Source organism: Sphingomonas sp. YR710 (genome assembly GCF_900101455.1).
Classification (GTDB): domain Bacteria; phylum Pseudomonadota; class Alphaproteobacteria; order Sphingomonadales; family Sphingomonadaceae; genus Rhizorhabdus.
The window spans coordinates 108,090-126,295 of sequence record NZ_FMZJ01000003.1; the positions used below are offsets into that span (position 1 = coordinate 108,090).

General features: G+C 62.8%; 19 protein-coding genes, 1 tRNA gene and 1 other RNA gene. 10 read left to right on the forward strand and 11 right to left on the reverse strand.

Annotated features, from left to right (window positions below):
• Window positions 1–33: 33 nt before the first annotated feature.
• From BLS13_RS05130 to BLS13_RS05140, 3 genes are read left to right on the forward strand one after another with little or no spacing between them, the layout of a single operon-like run.
• On the forward strand, window positions 34–1,005 hold the full coding sequence (locus BLS13_RS05130) for a type II secretion system F family protein (protein ID WP_371128184.1): 972 nt from the start codon (window positions 34–36) through the stop codon (window positions 1,003–1,005).
• 14 nt (window positions 1,006–1,019) lie between these two features.
• Window positions 1,020–2,012 carry a type II secretion system F family protein gene (locus BLS13_RS05135; protein ID WP_093450349.1) on the forward strand — a complete coding sequence of 331 codons (993 nt, stop codon included), beginning with the start codon at window positions 1,020–1,022 and terminating at the stop codon, window positions 2,010–2,012.
• A 56-nt stretch (window positions 2,013–2,068) separates the two neighbouring features.
• Entirely contained in the window at window positions 2,069–2,641 is a 573-nt protein-coding gene (locus BLS13_RS05140) for a hypothetical protein (RefSeq protein ID WP_093450350.1), read from the forward strand.
• A 17-nt stretch (window positions 2,642–2,658) separates the two neighbouring features.
• On the opposite strand, the gene ffs is transcribed toward BLS13_RS05140, so the two are convergent.
• The 4 genes from ffs to BLS13_RS05160 form a co-directional block, all read right to left on the reverse strand.
• Window positions 2,659–2,756, reverse strand: an RNA gene (gene ffs, locus BLS13_RS05145) — signal recognition particle sRNA small type.
• Window positions 2,757–2,965: 209 nt separating this feature from the next.
• On the reverse strand, window positions 2,966–3,301 hold the full coding sequence (locus tag BLS13_RS05150; protein WP_093450352.1) for a 2Fe-2S iron-sulfur cluster-binding protein: 336 nt from the start codon (window positions 3,299–3,301) through the stop codon (window positions 2,966–2,968).
• The gene (locus tag BLS13_RS05155) at window positions 3,298–4,416 is read right to left on the reverse strand and encodes a cysteine desulfurase family protein (RefSeq protein WP_093450639.1); all 1,119 of its coding nucleotides are present in this window, start codon (window positions 4,414–4,416) and stop codon (window positions 3,298–3,300) included. Before BLS13_RS05155 ends, BLS13_RS05150 begins: the two co-directional genes overlap by 4 nt.
• Entirely contained in the window at window positions 4,413–5,483 is a 1,071-nt protein-coding gene (locus BLS13_RS05160) for a cysteine desulfurase family protein (protein WP_093450353.1), read from the reverse strand. Before BLS13_RS05160 ends, BLS13_RS05155 begins: the two co-directional genes overlap by 4 nt.
• Window positions 5,484–5,581: 98 nt before the next feature.
• Here BLS13_RS05160 and BLS13_RS05165 point away from each other — a divergent pair, with 98 nt between their 5' ends.
• Window positions 5,582–6,229: an alpha/beta hydrolase gene (locus BLS13_RS05165; RefSeq protein WP_037527103.1), complete on the forward strand. Its 648-nt coding sequence runs from the start codon at window positions 5,582–5,584 to the stop codon at window positions 6,227–6,229.
• A gap of 120 nt (window positions 6,230–6,349) precedes the next feature.
• Here the strand turns inward: BLS13_RS05165 and BLS13_RS05170 are convergent, their stop codons facing one another.
• The 5 genes from BLS13_RS05170 to aspS all read right to left on the reverse strand — a co-directional run bounded on the left by BLS13_RS05170 (window position 6,350) and on the right by aspS (window position 9,686).
• Window positions 6,350–6,688, reverse strand: a complete 339-nt coding sequence (locus tag BLS13_RS05170; protein ID WP_143011873.1) for a hypothetical protein — start codon at window positions 6,686–6,688, stop codon at window positions 6,350–6,352.
• A 242-nt stretch (window positions 6,689–6,930) separates the two neighbouring features.
• Window positions 6,931–7,110, reverse strand: coding sequence for a hypothetical protein (locus tag BLS13_RS05175; RefSeq protein ID WP_093450357.1), 180 nt, complete (start codon window positions 7,108–7,110; stop codon window positions 6,931–6,933).
• A 61-nt stretch (window positions 7,111–7,171) separates the two neighbouring features.
• Window positions 7,172–7,246, reverse strand: a tRNA-Val gene (locus tag BLS13_RS05180).
• 165 nt (window positions 7,247–7,411) lie between these two features.
• Window positions 7,412–7,684 carry an HU family DNA-binding protein gene (locus tag BLS13_RS05185; RefSeq protein ID WP_093450358.1) on the reverse strand — a complete coding sequence of 91 codons (273 nt, stop codon included), beginning with the start codon at window positions 7,682–7,684 and terminating at the stop codon, window positions 7,412–7,414.
• Window positions 7,685–7,907: 223 nt separating this feature from the next.
• On the reverse strand, window positions 7,908–9,686 hold the full coding sequence (gene aspS / locus BLS13_RS05190) for an aspartate--tRNA ligase (protein WP_093450360.1): 1,779 nt from the start codon (window positions 9,684–9,686) through the stop codon (window positions 7,908–7,910).
• 96 nt (window positions 9,687–9,782) lie between these two features.
• Here aspS and rnd point away from each other — a divergent pair, with 96 nt between their 5' ends.
• On the forward strand, window positions 9,783–10,952 hold the full coding sequence (rnd, locus tag BLS13_RS05195) for a ribonuclease D (protein ID WP_093450362.1): 1,170 nt from the start codon (window positions 9,783–9,785) through the stop codon (window positions 10,950–10,952).
• Between the two features lie 123 nt (window positions 10,953–11,075).
• Here the strand turns inward: rnd and BLS13_RS05200 are convergent, their stop codons facing one another.
• Together BLS13_RS05200 and serB are read right to left on the reverse strand one after the other, a co-directional pair.
• On the reverse strand, window positions 11,076–11,990 hold the full coding sequence (locus BLS13_RS05200; protein ID WP_093450363.1) for an NAD(P)-dependent oxidoreductase: 915 nt from the start codon (window positions 11,988–11,990) through the stop codon (window positions 11,076–11,078).
• 77 nt (window positions 11,991–12,067) lie between these two features.
• Window positions 12,068–12,949: a phosphoserine phosphatase SerB gene (gene serB, locus BLS13_RS05205; RefSeq protein ID WP_093450365.1), complete on the reverse strand. Its 882-nt coding sequence runs from the start codon at window positions 12,947–12,949 to the stop codon at window positions 12,068–12,070.
• Between serB and miaA the strand changes: the two genes are divergently transcribed.
• From miaA to BLS13_RS05230, 5 genes are all read left to right on the forward strand, one after another.
• A complete protein-coding gene (gene miaA, locus BLS13_RS05210; RefSeq protein WP_093450366.1) occupies window positions 12,942–13,892 on the forward strand; it encodes a tRNA (adenosine(37)-N6)-dimethylallyltransferase MiaA in 951 nt (316 codons plus the stop codon). The two genes, serB and miaA, sit on opposite strands and share 8 nt — an antisense overlap.
• 73 nt (window positions 13,893–13,965) lie before the next feature.
• Window positions 13,966–15,720: an acetolactate synthase 3 large subunit gene (locus tag BLS13_RS05215; protein WP_093450640.1), complete on the forward strand. Its 1,755-nt coding sequence runs from the start codon at window positions 13,966–13,968 to the stop codon at window positions 15,718–15,720.
• A gap of 36 nt (window positions 15,721–15,756) precedes the next feature.
• A complete protein-coding gene (gene ilvN / locus BLS13_RS05220; RefSeq protein ID WP_093450368.1) occupies window positions 15,757–16,272 on the forward strand; it encodes an acetolactate synthase small subunit in 516 nt (171 codons plus the stop codon).
• A 111-nt stretch (window positions 16,273–16,383) separates the two neighbouring features.
• Window positions 16,384–17,403 carry a ketol-acid reductoisomerase gene (gene ilvC / locus BLS13_RS05225; RefSeq protein WP_093450642.1) on the forward strand — a complete coding sequence of 340 codons (1,020 nt, stop codon included), beginning with the start codon at window positions 16,384–16,386 and terminating at the stop codon, window positions 17,401–17,403.
• A gap of 152 nt (window positions 17,404–17,555) precedes the next feature.
• Window positions 17,556–18,182, forward strand: a complete 627-nt coding sequence (locus BLS13_RS05230) for a YceI family protein (RefSeq protein ID WP_176943441.1) — start codon at window positions 17,556–17,558, stop codon at window positions 18,180–18,182.
• Window positions 18,183–18,206 lie beyond the last annotated feature (24 nt).

Consider the following 18,206-nt stretch of genomic DNA (forward strand, 5'->3'; position numbering starts at 1 on the left):
CACCTCCGCATTGATCGCGACGCCCCTCTCATGATGTCGATCGCCATCCTCACTTTGCCCCTGATCGGGGTGGCCGTGCTGCTCGGGCTTATGGTGCTCAATCCCGGCATGGCACGGGCACAGACCCGGCGCCTCGCCGCCATTCGCGGCCGTCACAACGTCAATGGCGAACCTGCGGTCAACGAACAGGTGCGCAAGCTTCTGGCCAGCCGGAACGCCACGATCAGGCGCCGTAAGCTGATCCATCTGCTCATCCCCGAATCCGAGGATCTGCTCAAGCAGGTCGAGGCGGCAGGCAAGCACTGGACGGTCCCGCAATATTTCCTGGCCTCCGGCGCCGCCGGAATCGTGGCATTCGTGCTGACCATCCTTGCTGGCGCGCCCGCGCTTTTGGCGCTCCTGTTCGGCATATTCTGCGGGCTGGGCCTGCCACGCCTGGCGCTGGGCTGGCTGGTCAAGCGACGGCTCGCCGATTTCGTGGTACGCTTCCCCGACGCGATCGAATTGCTGGTGCGAGGCTTGCGCGCCGGCCTGCCGATATCGGAAACGATGGGCGCCGTCGCGAGCGAGATCGAAGGACCGGTCGGTTCGGAATTTCAGGCTGTGTCCGATCGCATGAAGATCGGCCGCACCCTCGAAGCAGCACTGCAGGAAACCGCAGATCGTCTTGGCACTGCCGAATTTCAGTTCTTCGTCATCACCCTGGCGATCCAGCGCGAAACCGGCGGCAATCTTGCCGAAACGCTCTCCAACCTGTCCGAAGTGCTCCGCAAGCGGATGCAGATGAAACTCAAGATTTCGGCGATGTCGTCCGAATCCAAGGCATCGGCCTATATCATCGGCGCGCTGCCGTTCCTGGTGTTCGGCATCATCAGCGTCGTCAGTCCCAAATATATGGCCGGATTCTTCCAGGATCAGCGACTGATGATCGCCGGCCTCGTCGGCATGATCTGGATGGGCATCGGCGCCTTCATCATGCGCCAGATGATCAATTTCGAGATTTAGGGCCGGATCCGGACATGGAACATCAGGTCACCACCCATTTCATTCAGACGCTCGTTTCAATCGGCTTTGCGCTGGCGACGGCGGTCGTGATGCTCGTGCTCGGGCACAAGATCGTCAAGCAGATGGGCCAGGACCCAATGGCGCGCCGGGTGAAGGCGCTCAATGATCGACGCGAGCAGTTGAAGGCCGGTGTCGCCGCCTCGAAAACGCGCAGGCGCCCGCGCCAGGAAAAGAAGAATGTCTCGGTCGATCGGATGCGTAAATTCCTGCAGTCGCTGAAGATGCTGCAGGATTCACAGGTGAAGGCGGCGCAGCTCAACCTGTCGCGCGCCGGCATCCGCACCAAGGATACGGCGGTGACCGTCATCTTCTTCCGGCTCGTGGCACCGGTGATGATCGGCACCACGGTCGCGGTCGGCGTATATCTGCTCAACTGGTTTCCGGACGCCGGCGCGCTCAAGAAATATCTGATCGTCGCCGGTACCCTGCTGCTCAGCTACAAGGCGCCCGACATCTACGTCAAAAACCTGATCGGCAAGCGCCAGCTCGCAATCCGCAGGGCGCTGCCTGATGCGCTCGATCTGCTGGTGATCTGTGCCGAGGCCGGCCTGACCGTCGACATGGCGTTCGGCCGGGTCGCCCGCGAACTGGGCAAGGCCTATCCCGAGCTTGGCGACGAATTCGCGCTGACCGCGATCGAACTCGGCTTCCTGACCGATCGGCGGATGGCGTTCGACAATCTCGCCCAGCGCGCCAATATCGATTCGATCCGCGGCGTCGTCACCACGATGATCCAGACCGAGAAATATGGCACGCCGCTGGCTGCGGCTCTGCGCGTATTATCCGCCGAATTCCGCCACGAACGGATGATGAAGGCCGAAGAGAAGGCCGCCCGCCTGCCCGCGATCATGACGGTGCCGCTAATCCTGTTCATCCTGCCCGTGCTGTTCATCGTGATCCTGGGTCCTGCGGCCTGTTCGATCAGCGACAACGTGCTCCACCGCTAAGGGAACGGCGGTGCCGGCAAACGGTTATCCTTCCGAAACGTCGGAAGGTCAGTCGCATGCCCGAATTCAGCACCAATCAATGGGCCGTCATCGGCCTTGTCCTTATTCTCGGCTGGTTGCTGGGCTTGCTGATGCGGTCCGGCGCCGGCAAATGGCGGCGCGCCTTCGAACAGGAACGCGCCTTACGGATAGCCGCCGACAAGGAACGCGCCGCACATGCCACGCGGCTGACAGAATTGGAGGGCGAACGCGAACGCCGGATCGAACTCGAGCGCGAACGGGAGAGCCATATCGCCCGCACCACCGCAGCCAACGCCCGCATCGCCGAACTCGAGCGCGATCAGCCGGCTTTCTCAGGTGCGACCGCCGGATCGGTCGCCGCGGCGGCGGCCGGCCGGCGTGACGACCTCGCCCTGATCCACGGCGTCGGTCGTAGCGGCGAATCGCGCCTCAACGATCTCGGCGTCTATAGCTATGGCGATATCATCGAGCTGAGCCCGGCCGATGAAGCCGCACTCGAAGGCCGGCTGGGCGCGGAACCCGGGGCCATCGCAGACGGCAAATGGCGGGAGCAGGCCGAACTTCTCAAACATGGCAAGACCGAGGAACATGCAAGGCTGTTCTCGTAATCGCCAAAAAAGCTGGTGGAGGTGGGAGCCGGAACGACCCGACACGAAATCGTTGCGGCTGCTTCCTTCCGGACCTGACCGGGTTGGCGACAATATCGTCCGCCCGACTCCCGCCGCGCATATGGGGGAGCGCGCGGCGAGATGCAAGAGCGCCGAGAAGCAAGAGCCCCGAGAAGCCCTCTCCCGCCCGCGGGAGAGGGTTGGGCGAGGGTCTTCTGCCTTTCTTTTCTGTTTCTTAAACGCAACATCCACGGGATCGAAGAACGAAGAAGGCCCTCATCCAAACCTTCTCCCGCATGCGGGAGAAGGCTTCAGAAGCGACGTTCATCGCCCCTGCATGTTCCGCACTGCGCCGGGCATTTTCACCGTCAGACTCTCCAGCGCCGCATCGAGATGGATCTGGCACGCCAACCGCGAATAGCGGGTCACATGGCTCGCAAGATCGAGCAGATCCTCTTCCATCTCAGTGGCCGGGGGCAGCCTGCCAAAATCCTCCGCTGCCACGATCACATGGCAGGTCGAACAGGCCATCTGGCCCTCGCACGTCCCTTCCAGCGGCTGGCCGTCGGACTGCGCCACTTCGAGCAGGCGCTGGCCGGCTGCGGCATCGACCGTGCTGCGGTGTTCGCCATTGGCGGAGATAAAAGTTACCTTGGTCATGCGACATTCTTAACCCGTCGATCGATGGCGGCAACGATCAATGCTGCGGACCGGTCCACCTCCTCGTCGGTGGTATATCGTCCGAAGCCCAGCCTTATGCTCGATCGCGCTTCAGCGTCGCTCAGGCCAATCGCCCTGAGCACGTGGCTTGTCCGCCCGGTCCCGCTTGCACAGGCCGATCCCGCCGAAAACGCGACCTCGCGAATCCCGGATATCAATGATGATGAATCAATAGCTTGATGGCGTATATTAAGATTTCCTCTCCAGCGCTGATCGACATTACCGTTGACCTGCGCCCCTGCGGCAAGCAGCGGCGCCGAAAGCCGCGTCCACAGGCTTTCGACACGTTCGGCATCGCCGGCCATATGGTCCGCCGCGATCTTCGCCGCCACGCCAAATCCTGCGCACAGCATCGGCGCCAGCGTGCCCGATCGCAGGCCGCCCTCCTGCCCGCCGCCAAATATCAGCGGAGGCACCACCACGCCATCGCGCAACCAAAGAGCGCCAATTCCCTTTGGTCCAAATATCTTATGAGACGATATTGATATGAAATCGCAGGATATCACGGGCACCGGTATTCGCCCGAACCCCTGCACCGCATCGCAGAAGAACAGAGCCCCCGCCGCTTGCGCGATCTCCGCGAGCGCGACAATCGGCTGGATCACGCCGATCTCATTGTTGACCAGCATCGCCGCCACCAAAGCGGTATCGCCATCAATCAGGCGGCGCGCCGCCTCCAAATCGACGATCCCATCATAGGCGACCGGCAGCTCGAGTATCCGAAAGCCCCGCGCTGCCATCGCCCGCGCCGTATCGCGCACGCAGGGATGTTCGGTCGCGATGGTCACGATCGTGCGCCGCTCGGCCGTTGCCGCCACGCCCTGTATCGCGATGTTCGCTGCCTCGGTCGCGCCCGAGGTAAAGACCAGCCGCCCGCCCGCGCCGCCAAGCGCCGCCATCACCCTCTCGCGCGCCAGTTCGACCGCCGCTCCCGCCTGTCGCCCGGCACGGTGCGGCGAATGCGGGTTGCCATAATCGCCATCGAGAAACGGCAGCATTGCCGCTTTGGCTTCGGGCGCGAGCGGCGTCGTCGCCTGATAGTCGAGATAAATCATGCCGCGCGAACCCTCGCCCCCTCGGCGATCAACCGCCACAGATCGGCAAAGCGATCGACATCGTCAGCCGTTGTTTGAGGGCCGAAGCTCACCCGTATCACCTCGCGTGCTGCGATTTCATCCCAGCCCATCGCCGCAAGTACATGACTTGGCTTGAGACTTCCCGAGGAGCATGCGCTCCCGGCCGAAACCGATATGCCAGCCATGTCGAACCGGATCAGCTGCGCGGTCGCGGCGACTCCCGGCATCCGATAGCTCGCGATCGTCGGTAGCCGGTCCACCGCGTCGGCCACAATGTACCCCCCGGCAGACCGCACAATGTCGTCCAGCCTGCCGCGCATGGCACCGGCTCGATCCAACCACGGCTCGGCGGCGTCGAGCGCAGCTGCGAAGGCCATGGCGGCCGGCACATTTTCGGTACCACCGCGATAGCCCTGCTCCTGCCCGCCGCTCGGCGCCAGGGTCGCGAGATCCCGGACCAGCAGCGCGCCGATACCAGGCGGGCCGCCGAATTTGTGCGCCGATACGCTGATGAAGTCGGCCTCAGGCAGCGCCAATTTGCCCGCCGACTGCGCGCAATCGGCGAGCAACAATCCGTCCGCTGCGCGGGTCGCCGCCAACACCTCGGCCAGATCCTGGATCACCCCGGTCTCATTGTTGACCGACTGCACGGCCACGAGCGGCCGGTCGCCGCGAATTGCCGCCACATCCACGAGACCATTGGCTGAAACCGGCAATATCGTCGCATCCGGAGCCGCCCGGCGCACCGCATCATGCTCGACGGCCGAGATCAGCCGGTCGCCGGCCCTCGCCCGGCCCAGTCCCATGGCGATCGCTTCGCTTGCGCCGCTGGTGAAGATGATCGCGCCGTAAAAGCCCAAAGCCTGGCCGATCCGACCCCGCGCGTCCTCCAGTGCAGCACGCGCGGCACGGCCCTCGGCATGCGGCGAGGATGGGTTCGCCCAGTCGCTCAGCGCGCGCACCATCGCCTCGCGCGCCGCCGCGATCATCGGCGTCGTTGCGGCATGATCGAGATATGTTCGCTCGGTCAGGGCAGGATGCTCCATTTGATTGCGAAAAACCGCTTCATCCTTATATAGGCTGGCGTTCAGCGGTGCGCCATCCGGTGCGCCTTTCCATAATTCGCTTCCTCAGAAGGATGTCGATGCCCGAAGTTATCTTTCCCGGCCCCGAAGGCCGCCTCGAAGGCCGTTTCAATCCGGGTCCGCGCCCGCGCGCGCCCGTCGCCATGATCCTGCACCCGCATCCGCAGGGCGGCGGCACGATGAACAACCGCATCGTCCAGTCGCTGTACCAGACCTTCGTGCGCCGTGGCTTCGCAACCCTGCGCTTCAACTTCCGCGGCGTCGGCAAGAGCCAGGGCGTGTTCGACAACGGCATCGGCGAACTGTCCGATGCTGCATCGGCGCTCGACTGGGTTCAGTCGATCCATCCCGAGGCGCAGACCACCTGGATCGCCGGCTTCAGTTTCGGCGCGTGGATCGGCATGCAGCTGCTGATGCGCCGGCCCGAGATCAAGGGCTTCATTTCGATCGCGCCGCCTGCGAACATGTACGACTTCACCTTCCTCGCGCCCTGCCCGTCATCTGGCATCATCATCCAGGGCGACAGCGACGAAGTGGTGACCCCGGGCGCCGTCCAGAAGCTCGTCGACAAATTGCGCACCCAGCGCCACATCACGATCCATCACGATACGATCCCGGGCGCGAACCATTTCTTCGCGGACGAGATGCCCGAACTGATGACGTCGGTGGACAATTATCTCGACATGCGGCTCGCCGGGGACCGGTAAGCGCACCGCCAAATAAACCTTCTCCCGCTTGCGGGAGAGGGTTGGGTTAGGGTCTTCTTCCTTCTATTTCTGCTTCTTCTGATCGATAATCGGATTGAAGCGGTGTTATGGCCGCGGCGGTTAGCCGCCCTTCCTTTGGCTGGGGCCAATTAATAATTGGGCCTTCCGGCCGAGGCAGGGGACGACTAGGCTTAAGGCATCCATAGCATTGAGCGTCTTTGTTCTGTCAGCTACGGCAGCATACCAGTTTTTGTTCTCGTCCTGAGCGGTGAGGCGTCCTAAGTAAAACTGCAATCCAAATTGCGCTCCCTTGAGCGTATCTTCATCGACTCCCGGAATCATTTTTGGATCGGACATTGTTGCTGCCATTGCAGCGGCACATCGAAGATCATCTTCATATCGAACTGGCGCGTCAGCCGCAGCCGCAGCCGCAGCGATTAGAAAAATGGCCGAGAGCATTCATCAATTTCCATCAAAATACGCAAATCGCCCGTGGGGATTCTTGGTCTATCGTTAGGCATGAACGACAGCAATGGCTGGTTAAATGCCCCTGCTGCATTCGCCTCGCAATGCCGGTTTGAAGAAGAAAGAAGACCATCCACACCTTCTCCCGCAAGCGGGAGAAGGCTTAAGAGACAGCGAGTGCCGTAAAGTCCGCGGCTATGTTTCGCCGGAATCGATGACAAAAACCTCAAGCCCCCTCACTTCACCGGCCACGCCCAGATCAGCACGTTCGCGAGCATCACCGCCGCCGCCACCAACATCAATACCGCACGCTTGCGGTCGCGGCCCTTCACGATCAGCCAGGTCCCGCCCCACCCCAACGCGATCGCGGCGACCATCAGCATCGACAATATCACCGCCGCCGAACCTTCGATCACCGATCGCCTCCCTCATCGCACAAGAAAAAGCCCGCCATCCACAGGGACGGCGGGCTGTTCATGGTGGGCGCGGCTGGGATTGAACCAGCGACCCCTGCGGTGTGAACACAGTGCTCTACCACTGAGCTACGCGCCCACTTTGTATGGATCAAAGCCAGAAGCTCCGTTCCGCCGACGCGATTAGGGCGGTGGAAGCGGGCTGTCCACCCTTAAAAAGTGGTTCTCCACAAGTTCGGAACTCGTCCCGACCACCCCTTATACCCTTTGGGGGGCGTCGTCGGGACGAGCGTCAATCCGCCTGTCAGTTAACAGCTTCCTTCAGCCCCTTGCCCGGCTTGAACTTGGGCTGGCTCGATGCCCCGATGCTCATCGGCTCGCCGGTGCGCGGGTTGCGGCCGGTCGATGCCTTGCGGCGGCTGACCGAAAATGTACCGAAACCGACGAGGCGCACTTCGTCGCCGCTCTTGAGCACACCGCTGATCGAATCGAACACGGCCTCGACAGCCTTGCTGGCGTCATTCTTGGTCAGCCCCGTAGACTCGGCGACATTACCAATAAGCTCTTGTTTGTTCATGCTTTCAAATCCTCTGCCCAATCGTTTTAAAGGCCGCGACTGTTCTGACGCGTGTCCCGCGAGCAACCGTCCCCCGGCACTCAAGTCGATGCTGCAACAAAGACGTCATATCCGCAATAGCTAGCATTCTGCGGAAATCTGCCGCTTATGTCCCGAATTGGGCACATATGCGGCCGACATCACGCATTCGACGATTCCAGGCGAGAAACTCGGGCGGGCGCGGTCAGCCCTTTTGCGGTTCGACGATCCGAATATTGAGCTCGCGAAGCTGCTTGAGGCTGACCGGCGACGGCGCGCCCATCATCAGATCCTCGGCCTTCTGGTTCATCGGAAACAGCACAACCTCGCGGATATTCGGCTCGTCGGCGAGCAGCATCACCATGCGATCGATGCCGGGCGCGGAGCCGCCGTGCGGCGGGGCGCCATATTTGAAGGCATTGATCATCCCCGAGAAATTCTCGTCGACCTGCTCCTTCGTGTAGCCAGCGATCTCGAACGCCTTGTACATTACGTCGAGCTTGTGATTCCGGATCGCGCCCGACGACAATTCGATGCCGTTGCAGACGATATCATACTGGTAGGCGAGAATATCGAGCGGATCCATCGTCTCCAGCGCTTCCAGCTCGCCCTGCGGCATCGAGAAGGGGTTGTGGCTGAAATCGACCTTCTTGGCGTCCTCGTCATATTCGAACATCGGGAAGTCGACGACCCAGCAGAATTTGAACACACCCTGCTCGATCAGCCCGAGTTCGTCGCCCACGCGGGTGCGCGCCGCGCCCGCCAGCTTGGCGGCCGCCAATTCCTTGCCCGCGGCAAAGAATACGCCATCATTGGGGCCGAGGCCGAGCGCCGCTATCAACTTCGCGGTCGCCTCCTCGCCATGATTCTTGGCGATCGGGCCGCCGGGCACGCCATCCTTGATGTTGATATAGCCCAGGCCCGCATGGCCCTGCGAACGTGCCCAATCGTTCATGTCATCGAAGAATTTACGGCTCTTCGCTCCCGCGCCCGGCGCCGGGATCGCGCGGACGACACCCCCACCCTCGACGATCCGCGCGAACAGTCCGAAACCCGATCCGGTGAAATGGCTGCCGACATCGCTGATTTCGATCGGGTTGCGCAGATCGGGCTTGTCCGAGCCGTAGCGGAGCATCGAATCGCGATAGGCGATCCGCGGGAACGGCGCCGGCGTCACGGCCTTGCCCCGCGAGAACTCCTCGAACACGCCGTGCAGCACCGGCTCGATCGCCGCGAACACGTCTTCCTGCGTGACGAAGCTCATCTCGAAGTCGAGCTGGTAGAATTCGCCCGGCGAACGGTCGGCGCGGGCATCCTCGTCGCGGAAGCAGGGCGCGATCTGGAAATAGCGATCGAAGCCGGCCACCATCAGCAGCTGCTTGAACATCTGCGGCGCCTGCGGCAGCGCGTAGAATTTGCCGGGATGGACGCGGCTGGGCACCAGATAGTCTCGCGCGCCCTCCGGCGAGGAGGCCGTCAGGATCGGCGTCTGATACTCGGTGAACCCTTGCGCGATCATCCGCTGGCGGATCGAGGCGATCACGTTCGAACGCAGCACGATGTTGGCATGGATGCGTTCGCGACGCAGATCGAGGAAGCGATAGCGCAGACGGATATCCTCGGGATATTCGGCCTCGCCCGCCACCGGCATCGGCAATTCCTGCGCGGCGGACTGCACGGTCACTTCACGGGCCCGCACCTCGATCTCGCCGGTGGCGAGATTCGGGTTGATCGCGTCGCTCGCACGGGCGACGACATTCCCGGTCACCGTCACCACAGATTCGACGCGCAACCGATCGAGCACGGCATGCGCCGGCGCATCGATATCGGTGACAATCTGGGTAATGCCATGGTGATCCCGCAAGTCGACGAACAGCAAACCGCCATGATCGCGCTTGCGATGCACCCAGCCGGAGACGCGGACTTCGGATCCGACATCGGCCGCGCGCAATGCTGCGCAATGGTGGGTGCGATAGGAATGCATGGCGAAACTTCAACTTTCTGGTGATTTTGGCAGGGGCTGCGCTTCACTCGCGCGCGGCATGCTTGTCAAGTGCTGAGACCCGGCTATGAACCTAGGATGCATATTCACCCGCTGATTACCGATAGTGCCACGCTCGCCAATCTGTGCGCCCGGCTTTCCAATTCGCCGTTCGTCACGGTCGATACCGAATTCATGCGCGAAACGACCTATTGGCCCGATCTCTGCCTGATCCAGATCGCCGATCGCGAGGAGGCCGCCGCGATCGATCCGAAAGCGAAGGACCTCGATCTGACGCCCCTGCTCGATCTGATGGTCAACAACCATGATGTGTTGAAGGTCTTCCACGCCGGCGGGCAGGATCTCGAAATCGTCTATAATCTCACCGGCAAGACGCCTTTTCCCCTGTTCGATACGCAGATCGCGGCGATGGCGATGGGGCTTGGCGAGCAGATCGGCTATTCGAACCTCGTCGAAACGATGCTCGGCATCAAGCTCGACAAGGGCGCCCGCTTTACCGACTGGAGCCGCCGCCCGCTCGACAAGCGCCAGATCGATTATGCAATCGGCGACGTCACCCACCTCTCCGATCTGTTCCCGCGCATGCTCGAAAAACTGCGCAAAACAGGACGTGGCGACTGGCTGGATATCGAGATGGAACGGCTCGGCGACCCAGCCAGCTACGCCAATGTCCCCGAACTCGCCTGGCTGCGCATCCGCCCGCCAAGCCGCAAGCCCGAGGTGCTCGGGCGCCTCAAGGCGATCGCGGCGTGGCGCGAACGCGAGGCCCGCAACAAGAATCTTCCGCGCGGCCGCATCGCCAAGGACGAGACGATCGCCGACATGGCCTCACATCCTCCGCGCGAGCAGGCCGATCTGGCCAAGGTGCGCGGCCTTTCCGCCAATTGGGCGCATAATGATATCGGTGCCCGGCTGATCACCGCGATCCGCGATGCACAGCCGCTCGATGAGACCGAGATGCCACCGCGCGAGGATCGCAAGCCGGGCCTCGGCAAGGAAGGCGCCCTGATCGCCGATCTGCTCAAGCTGCTGCTCAAGGTCCGCTCGCGCGATGCCGACGTCGCCCCGAAACTGATCGCCCGCGCAGATGATCTCGAACTGCTTGCGGCGGGCGTGCGGGACATCCCGATCCTGAGCGGCTGGCGTTACGAGATCTTCGGCAAGGACGCGCTGGATCTGGTCGAAGGCCGACTGGCGTTCAGCGTAAGGCGCGGCAAGATGGTGATGACCGAGATCACGGCGGAGTAGCCCGACCTGCCCTTCTTACTCCCCTCCCTGCAAGGGAGGGGTAAGGGGGTGGGTGCGAGCCGTAGGCGAGCTTCCGCCCTCTTCACGCGACATGCCCTCAGTGGCATCGAGCCCCTTCGGTCATTACCCACCCCCTGCCCCTCCCTTGCAGGGAGGGGAGCTTAACCCCGCATTCTTCGCGATGGTCAGCCCGATCCCCGACCAGTCGATATCCTCGCCTTCCTTGGCCAGCGTCTCGACCAGATGATCGCGCAGCAGGCTGAGCAACGGCATCGGCACCCGGCTCGCCTCCGCAGCCGCACTCACCAGCCGCATGTCCTTCAACCCCAAAGGCGCGGCAAAACCGGCAGGCCGATAGCTCTCCTCGACCAGGATCTTGCCATAATTCCGATAGGCGGCCGCATCGAACAACGTCCCCGTCATCACCTCCATCAACTGCGCCTTGGCCACCCCGCCCTTCTCGGCCAGCGCCATCGCCTCGGCAAACGCCTCGACCGCCGAAAGCAGCATGAAATTGCCGCACAGCTTGATCAGGTTTGCCGATGACGGCGTGGGGCCAGCCCGGAAGGTCCGCCGCCCGATCGCGTCGAACAGCGGCATGGCACGGTCGATATCCGCATCATCGCCGGCCGCCACCACCGCCAGTTGCCCTGCCGCCGCGACATCGGGCCGGCCGAACACCGGCGCCGAGACGAAATGCTGCCCCTTCGTCCTGTGCAGATCGGCAAGCCGATCGGCGGACGCGACCGCGATCGTGCTCAGCGAGACATGCAGCGCGCCCGGCGCCAATCCGGCCAGCAGGCCGTCCTCACCGGAAAGGACCGCTTCGAGCGCAGCGTCGTCGGCCAGCATCGACATCACGATATTACAGCGCTCGCCCAGTGCGCGCGGACTGGCCGCCAGAGTCGCGCCACCCGCCACCAGATCGGCGGCCTTGTCAGCCGAACGGTTCCACACCGCGAGCGGATGACCGGCCTTGGCTATATTGAAGGCGATGGCAGCGCCCATCTGGCCCAGCCCGATAAACCCCGTGGTCATGCGCAACCTCCGCCATTAGCCCGTAACTCGAAACCGGCGCCCTATGATCCCGCCAGCGTGGTAAAAAGTAGCGGGCGCTACACGGCCGCCCATTCGGCACGACTATATCCCTGCGCATATAGCAACGCCGTCAGATCATTATGATCGATCCGCGCCGCCGCCGCCGCCGCGGTCTTCGGCTTGGCATGATAGGCCACTCCCAGCCCCGCCACCTCGATCATCGGAATGTCATTGGCGCCGTCGCCCACCGCCAGGCATTCCGCGGGGTCGAGCCCATGCAACGCCGCTTCGGCCAGCAACGTCTCGCGCTTCGCCTGCGCGCCGACGATTGGCCGTGATACCGTGCCCAGCAGCCGGCCATCGGCGATATCGAGCGTGTTGGAGAGAGCGCGGGTGAAGCCGATCTCGGCCGCGACGACATCGGCGAACACGGTGAAGCCGCCCGAGACGAGATAGCAGTCGGCGCCATTTGCGCGCATCGTACGCACCAGTTCCTTCGCGCCGCCCATGATCCGCACCCGTTCCTCGCGGCAGCGATCGATCATCGCGGCATCGAGATCCTTGAGTAAAGCCACCCGCGCATCGAGCGCACCTTCGAAATCGAGTTCGCCGCGCATCGCCCGTTCGGTGACGATCGCCACCTCGGCCTTGATCCCGGCATAATCGGCCAGTTCGTCGATGCACTCGATCGTGATCATCGTCGAATCCATGTCGGCGACGAGCATTCTGCGCCGGCGCGCGGCCTCAACCTGGACGATCACGTCGACGCCGGAGAACGCGCCTTCAAGCGCCGCGCGCGACACCGCCGGATCGCCCGTGAACGGCAAATCGCAGGCCATACCGGCCTCGATCCAGCGCGCGACACCCGGCTCCGCGCCAGATTCGGCGAGGCGCGCACGGGCATCGGAAATATCCGCACCTTCCAGCCTGCCTGATGCTACTAGCGTCGCGATGAACACAATTTTCTCCCAACCCAGGAAATCGATCGCGCTTATTGCGGGGCCGACGGCCAGCGGCAAGTCCGCATTGGCGCTCCACCTCGCCGAAATCGCGAACGGAGTCGTGATCAACGCCGATGCCTCACAGGTCTATGCCGATCTGCGCATCCTTTCGGCACGGCCCGACGATGACGAGATGGCGCGCGCGCCGCACCGGCTGTTCGGCTATCGCGATGCCGCTACCGCCTGCTCCGCCGCCGACTGGGCCGAGGATGCAAAGGTCGAGATCGATGCCGCGCATGCCGCCGGCCAATTGCCGATCCTCGTCGGCGGCACCGGCCTTTATCTGCGCACATTGCTGTACGGCATTGCCCCGGTTCCGGATATCGATCCGGAGATCCGCGCCCGCGTCCGCTCGCTGCCAACCCACCGCGCCCATTTCGCGCTCACCCGCGAGGATCCCGAGGCCGCGAAGCGGCTGGCCCCACAGGACACCACCCGCATCGCCCGCGCGCTCGAAGTGTTGCGCTCGACGGGCAAGACATTATCCGAATGGCAACAACAGCTTGAAGGTGGAATCGCCGATCAGGTCAAGGTTTCGGCGGCAATTCTTCTGCCGCCGCGGGACTGGCTGTACGCGCGCTGCGATGCGCGGTTCGAAGCGATGATCGAGCAGGGCGGCGTCGCCGAAGCCGAGGCGCTGCAGGCGCGCGACCTCGATCCCGAATTGCCGGCGATGCGCGCGATCGGCGTTCGTGATATCATCGCCTGGCGTGCCGGCGAAATCGGCCGCTACGACATGATCGAACGGGCACAGGCAGCTACCCGCCGCTATGCCAAACGACAATATACCTGGTTCCGCCACCAGCCGCCCGCGGATTGGCCCCGGATCGAATCGCAACTCGATGATAATTTAACAGACGAAATAGCAATTAAATTACGTATTGAGGCGTTGACAGATTAGTTTGTTATCTTTAGGGCGCTCCGCTTGCTAACCACGGGTCCGCCAGGACGGCGACCCAACAAGGACTGATATGATGGCTGCCGAACTGTCAGGCGCGGAAATACTGATCCAGGCGCTGTGCGATCTCGGCGTCGAGGTCGTATTCGGCTATCCCGGTGGTGCCGTGCTCCCGATCTATGATGCGTTGTTCAAGCAGAAGCGCATCCGCCACATCCTCGTGCGGCAGGAAGGCGGCGCCGCGCATGCCGCCGAGGGCTATGCCCGTTCGACCGGCAAGCCGGGCGTCGTGCTCGTCACGTCGGGCCCCGGCGCGACCAACGCCGTTACCGGCATTGCCGATGCGCTGATGGATTCGATCCCGATGGTCGTCATCACCGGCCAGGTCGGCACGCCATTGATCGGCACCGATGCGTTCCAGGAATGCGATACGGTCGGCATCACCCGCCACTGCACCAAGCATAATTATCTGGTGAAGGATCCGGCCAAGCTTGGCGACATCATCCATGAGGCCTTCCATATCGCTACCTCGGGCCGTCCCGGCCCCGTCGTCGTCGATCTGCCGAAGGACGTGCAGGTCGCAACCGCGCCCTATCGCAAGCCATCGATCCAGTCGCTGCCGCACAAGGGCTATAAGCCGCAGGTCAAGGCCGATACGGCTTTGATCGAAGCCGCGGTCGAGATGATGGCGGCCGCCGAACGGCCGATTCTCTATACCGGCGGCGGCATCATCAATTCGGGCCCGATCGCCAGCCAGTTGTTGCGCGAACTCGCACGCATCACGGGGGCGCCTGTGACATCGACCCTGATGGGCCTCGGCGCCTTCCCCGCATCCAGCCCGCAATGGCTGGGCATGTTGGGGATGCATGGCACCTATGAAGCCAATCTGGCGATGAACCGGGCCGATCTGATCGTGTGCCTCGGCGCGCGCTTCGACGACCGGGTTACCGGCCGGCTCGATGCGTTCAGCCCGAACAGCAAGAAGATCCACGTCGATATCGATCGCTCGTCGATCAACAAGACGGTGCGCGCCGATCTCGGCATCGTCGGCGATGTCGGCCGCGCGATCGAGGACATGATCAAGCTGTGGAAGGCACGCCAGCATGCCCCGCAGGATCTGAACCCCTGGTTCGCCCGGATCGCCGAATGGCGCGCCAAGAAGTCGCTCAAATATGGTCCCTCGACCAAGGAGATCATGCCGCAGCACGCGATCCGCCGGCTGTGGGAGGCCACCCATCACAAGAAGCCGATCATCACCACCGAGGTTGGCCAGCACCAGATGTGGGCGGCGCAGCATTTCGATTTCGAGGGGCCGAACAAGTGGCTCACCTCGGGCGGGCTCGGCACGATGGGCTATGGCCTGCCCGCCGCGATCGGCGCGCAGCTCGGCAATCCGAATGCGCTAGTGATCGACATTGCCGGCGAGGCATCGATCCAAATGAACATCCAGGAAATGGGCACGGCGACCCAATATCGCCTGCCGGTCAAGATCTTCATCCTGAACAACGAATATATGGGCATGGTGCGCCAGTGGCAGGATCTGACCTATGCCGGCCGCTATTCCGAAAGCTATAGCGATGCGCTGCCCGATTTCGTAAAGCTGGCCGAAGCCTATGGCTGGAAGGGCATCCGCATCGAGGATCCCGCCGATCTCGACGATGGCATTGCCGCGATGCTCGCACATGACGGGCCGGTGATGGTCGATTGCCGCGTGGCGAAACTCGCCAATTGCTTTCCGATGATCCCGTCGGGCGCGTCGCATGTCGACATGATCCTCGAAGCCGACGAGGTGGTCGGAGAGATGGACGATGCGGCGAAGGCCCTCGTCTGATCGCCCCTCGCTTCCATCGAATAGTTGAGAAATAAGATGCATATCGAACAAGAAGCTACTGAGCGGCACACGCTTTCGGTCACCGTCGACAATGAATCGGGTATCCTGGCGCGGATCGCCGGGCTGTTTTCGGCACGCGGCTATAACATCGATAGCCTGACGGTCGCCGATGTGACCGAGGATGAGAAGATCAGCCGGATCACTATCGTCACCACCGGCACGCCGGCGGTGATCGAACAGGTGGTGGCGCAACTCGACCGCATGGTGCCCGTTCACCGCGTGACGGACCTCACCGCGCGTGGGCCACATGTCGAACGCGAACTGGCGCTGGTGAAGGTCGTCGGCACCGGCGATCACCGGATCGAGGCGCTGCGGCTGGCCGAGGTTTACCGCGCCCGCGTGGTCGATTCAACGATCTCCAGCTTCATCTTCGAGGTCACCGGCGGCACTGAGAAAATCGACAAATTTCTCGAGCTGATGCGCGAAGTCGGCCTCGTCGAGGTCGCCCGCACCGGCGTGGCTGCGATCGTACGGGGACGCGAAGCCCAGTAAACGCCTTCTTAATAGGGGTCGACGGACGGGCGCGTGCCCGTTACGGGGCCTCACGATTTTCAATCAGCCGGCTCTCGCCTGAGCGATGCCGCGGGACAGGGAAACATGAATATGCGCGTCTATTATGATCGTGATGCCGATATCGGTCTGATCAAGACCAAGAAGGTCGCCATCGTCGGCTATGGCAGCCAGGGCCACGCCCATGCCCAGAATCTTCGAGATTCGGGCGTAGCCGAGGTTGCTGTCGCGCTGCGTCCGGGTTCGGCGACGGCACAGAAGGCCGAAGGCGCCGGCTTCAAGGTGATGTCCAATGCCGAGGCCGCCGCCTGGGCCGACATCATCATGATCCTGGCCCCAGACGAGCATCAGGCGCAGATCTATAATGATGATCTCGCTCCGAACCTGAAGCCCGGCACGGCGATCGCCTTCGCGCACGGCCTCAACGTCCATTTCGGCCTGATCCAGCCGGCCGCCGATATCGACGTGTTCATGATCGCGCCGAAGGGGCCGGGCCACACCGTTCGTTCCGAATATCAGCGTGGCGGCGGCGTGCCCTGCCTCATCGCGATCGCGCAGGACGCGTCGGGCAACGCCCATGACGTCGCGCTTTCCTATGCGTCGGCGGTCGGCGGCGGCCGTTCGGGCGTGATCGAAACGACCTTCAAGGAAGAGTGCGAAACCGATCTGTTCGGCGAACAGGCCGTGCTGTGCGGCGGTCTGACCCATCTGATCCAGGCCGGCTTCGAAACGCTCACCGAGGCGGGATATGCCCCGGAGATGGCTTATTTCGAATGCCTTCACGAGGTGAAGCTGATCGTCGACCTGATGTATGAGGGCGGCATCGCCAACATGCGCTATTCGATCTCGAACACCGCCGAATATGGCGACATCACCACCGGCCCGCGCATCATCACCTCGGAAACCAAGGCCGAGATGAAGCGCGTGCTCGCCGACATTCAGGGTGGCCGCTTCGTCAAGAACTTCATCCTCGACAATCGCGCCGGCCAGCCCGAGTTGAAGGCTGCCCGCAAGCAGGCCGCCGAGCATCCGATCGAGAAGGTCGGTTCGGAACTGCGCGCGATGATGCCGTGGATCGGCAAGAACAAGCTGGTGGACAAAGCCAAGAACTGATCGGCCTTCGCCCTTCATTCGTCATCCCCGTGAAAGCGGGAAAGACGAACGAAGGGAAGCGCATCATGCGAAACACATCGTTTCGCTCTCGGGACTTTGATATGGGGGCGGCGGGCTATAGCCTGCCGCCCCAATCAATTTCGGAGACGGTGATGAAACGCATCCATTCCCTGCTGCTCGCGACGACCTTTGTCGCTGTTACGATCCCTGCCCTAGCACAGATGCCGACCACGCCGCCGGGCGCCCCCGATCCGACCCGTGTCGTCGCCGGAACCTACACCGTCGAGCCGAGCCACAGCCAGGTGGCCTTCACGGTCAATCATCTGGGCTTCAGTTTCTATCGCGGCATCTTCGGCGACATTACCGGGTCGATGACCCTGGACCCCAAGACGCCTGCCGGCGCCAAGGTATCGATCGATATCCCGATCACCAAGGTCGTGACGACTGCCGAAAAGCTCAACGAGCACCTTCAGAAACCCGAATTCTTCGATTCCGCCAAATTCCCGACAGCGCATTTTGAATCGACCTCGGTGGTCGCCAAGGGAATGACGGCGACGATCAGCGGCAATCTGACGATCAAGGGCGTCACCAAGCCGGTCGTGCTCAAGGCGAAGTTCGTGGGCGCGGGCCACAGCATGCTGCCCGGCGGATCGATCGCGATGGGCTTCGAGGCGACCACCACCGTGAAGCGCAGCGATTTCGGCATCAGCTATGGCATTCCGCTGGTGCCGGACGATGTACCGCTCGACATCGCGGTGGCGTTCGAAAAAGCGAAATAGCGCCGGTGGACAGGATTGGGCAAC

Excerpts from the sequence above, each read along its gene's own strand:
- rnd (WP_093450362.1), top strand. The coding sequence starts at position 9,783 with ATGCATATTCACCCGCTGATTACCGATAGTGCCACGCTCGCCAATCTG.
- miaA (WP_093450366.1), top strand. The coding sequence starts at position 12,942 with ATGAACACAATTTTCTCCCAACCCAGGAAATCGATCGCGCTTATTGCG.
- BLS13_RS05135 (WP_093450349.1), top strand. The coding sequence starts at position 1,020 with ATGGAACATCAGGTCACCACCCATTTCATTCAGACGCTCGTTTCAATC.
- BLS13_RS05200 (WP_093450363.1), bottom strand. The coding sequence starts at position 11,990 with ATGACCACGGGGTTTATCGGGCTGGGCCAGATGGGCGCTGCCATCGCC.
- BLS13_RS05160 (WP_093450353.1), bottom strand. The coding sequence starts at position 5,483 with ATGGAGCATCCTGCCCTGACCGAGCGAACATATCTCGATCATGCCGCA.
- BLS13_RS05215 (WP_093450640.1), top strand. The coding sequence starts at position 13,966 with ATGGCTGCCGAACTGTCAGGCGCGGAAATACTGATCCAGGCGCTGTGC.
- BLS13_RS05140 (WP_093450350.1), top strand. The coding sequence starts at position 2,069 with ATGCCCGAATTCAGCACCAATCAATGGGCCGTCATCGGCCTTGTCCTT.
- ilvC (WP_093450642.1), top strand. The coding sequence starts at position 16,384 with ATGCGCGTCTATTATGATCGTGATGCCGATATCGGTCTGATCAAGACC.
- BLS13_RS05130 (WP_371128184.1), top strand. The coding sequence starts at position 34 with ATGTCGATCGCCATCCTCACTTTGCCCCTGATCGGGGTGGCCGTGCTG.
- ilvN (WP_093450368.1), top strand. The coding sequence starts at position 15,757 with ATGCATATCGAACAAGAAGCTACTGAGCGGCACACGCTTTCGGTCACC.
- BLS13_RS05230 (WP_176943441.1), top strand. The coding sequence starts at position 17,556 with ATGAAACGCATCCATTCCCTGCTGCTCGCGACGACCTTTGTCGCTGTT.
- BLS13_RS05150 (WP_093450352.1), bottom strand. The coding sequence starts at position 3,301 with ATGACCAAGGTAACTTTTATCTCCGCCAATGGCGAACACCGCAGCACG.
- aspS (WP_093450360.1), bottom strand. The coding sequence starts at position 9,686 with ATGCATTCCTATCGCACCCACCATTGCGCAGCATTGCGCGCGGCCGAT.
- BLS13_RS05155 (WP_093450639.1), bottom strand. The coding sequence starts at position 4,416 with ATGATTTATCTCGACTATCAGGCGACGACGCCGCTCGCGCCCGAAGCC.
- BLS13_RS05165 (WP_037527103.1), top strand. The coding sequence starts at position 5,582 with ATGCCCGAAGTTATCTTTCCCGGCCCCGAAGGCCGCCTCGAAGGCCGT.
- BLS13_RS05170 (WP_143011873.1), bottom strand. The coding sequence starts at position 6,688 with ATGCTCTCGGCCATTTTTCTAATCGCTGCGGCTGCGGCTGCGGCTGAC.
- BLS13_RS05185 (WP_093450358.1), bottom strand. The coding sequence starts at position 7,684 with ATGAACAAACAAGAGCTTATTGGTAATGTCGCCGAGTCTACGGGGCTG.